2 protein-coding genes are annotated in these 1,333 nt (G+C 66.3%); both read left to right on the top strand.

The genetic code is table 11. From position 1 onward, the window contains the following. Nucleotides 1-59 precede the first annotated feature (59 nt). A complete protein-coding gene (locus tag H563_RS0114185; RefSeq protein WP_022883238.1) occupies nt 60-377 on the top strand; it encodes a transposase in 318 nt (105 codons plus the stop codon). Next, nucleotides 374-1,324, top strand: coding sequence for an integrase core domain-containing protein (locus tag H563_RS0114190; protein WP_022883239.1), 951 nt, complete (start codon nt 374-376; stop codon nt 1,322-1,324). The genes H563_RS0114185 and H563_RS0114190 overlap by 4 nt, the downstream gene beginning before the upstream one ends. The last annotated feature ends 9 nt before the right edge of the window (nt 1,325-1,333 follow it).

A 1,333-nucleotide genomic window follows, 5' to 3' on the forward strand; every position in this document is an offset into this window, starting at 1 on the left:
TGTCGCGCGTCAGACTTTGTGGCAGGACCATTGATTGAGTCCTGAGCGGAGAGTTCGACATGGGAAGACCACCTGTGATCCCGGTGGAGAAGAAGACGAGGATCGTGCTGAGCATCCTCGCCGGCGAGATGACGATCGCCGAGGCGGCCAGGCGCGAGAAGGTCAGCGAGCAGTCGATCGGCCGGTGGAAGGCGGACTTCCTCGAGGCCGGGAAGACGAGTCTCGCGGCGGGCAAGAACGGGCCCTCGACCCGGGAGCAGCAGCTCGAGGCGGAGGTCGCGGAGCTGACCCAGGCGCTCGGTGAGGCGGCGGTCGAGATCCGGGTATGGAAGAAGTCCGCGGAGGGACGCTTGGGCCCTTCGAGGACCTCGAGGTGATCCGCGTCGAGGCGGGCATGTCGACCGCGAGGTTCTGCAAGCTGATCGACATGCCCGAACGCACCTGGAGACGCTGGCAGGCCAAGGCGCGGCAGGAACAGCCGCCGAAGGGGCCGTGGCCGCAGCCGGCGAGGGATGCCGCTCGGCCGCTGGTGGTGAAGCATGCGTTGGCGAAGCCGGCGTGGGGTCACCGGAAGATCTGGGCGATGACGCGGCACGACGGGCACAAGGTGTCGCAGGCGACGGTGCTGCGGCTGCTGCGTGACGACGGGCTGATCCTGCCGTCGGAGTACCAGAAGCAGCGTCGGGAGTTGGCGAAGGACCGGAAGGCAGCGTTCGCTCGCAACCCGACCGGACCGAACCAGGTGTGGCAGCTGGACTTCAGCGAGTTCGAGACCACCCAGGGCGGGACCTGGCGGATCGCGGGGTGTCGGGACTGGTTCTCGAAGCTCGAGTACCCGTTCCATGTGTCGCCGACGGCGAACCAGTACGACGCGATCGCCGCGATCGAACTCGCCTTGGCCGAGTACGAGCGTCTGTTCGGGCACCCGCTCGTCGACGAGTGTGAGGTCGATGCGGACACCGGGGAGCTGCTGCCGGTCCTCACCATCGTCACGGACAATGGCGGCCCGTTCCGGTCGTTGAACTTCGAGTTGTTCATCATGCGTCACCCCGAGCTTCGGCATGTCCGCACCCGGGTGAAGTCGCCAGGCCAGAACGGGTCACGCGAACGCGGGTTCGGGACGCTGAAGTACGAGCGGCTGTTCCTCGACGAGATCCCGGACTCCTTGACGCTCATCGAGCGGGCCGAGGACTACCGAGTCGAGTACAACACCGAGCGCCCTCATGAGGCGATCGCCTGGAACCGGCCACTGGAGGTGCACCTCGGCCTGGCCGACCCCACCACCCCCACCTTTGAAACAGAAGAAATCCTGCCAACTACTTGACGCGGGACA

This window comes from Gryllotalpicola ginsengisoli DSM 22003, from assembly GCF_000419445.1.
GTDB classification, from domain to species: Bacteria; Actinomycetota; Actinomycetes; order Actinomycetales; family Microbacteriaceae; genus Gryllotalpicola; species Gryllotalpicola ginsengisoli.

Coding starts and splice junctions, on each gene's coding strand:
- H563_RS0114185 (WP_022883238.1), top strand. CDS start 60: ATGGGAAGACCACCTGTGATCCCGGTGGAGAAGAAGACGAGGATCGTG.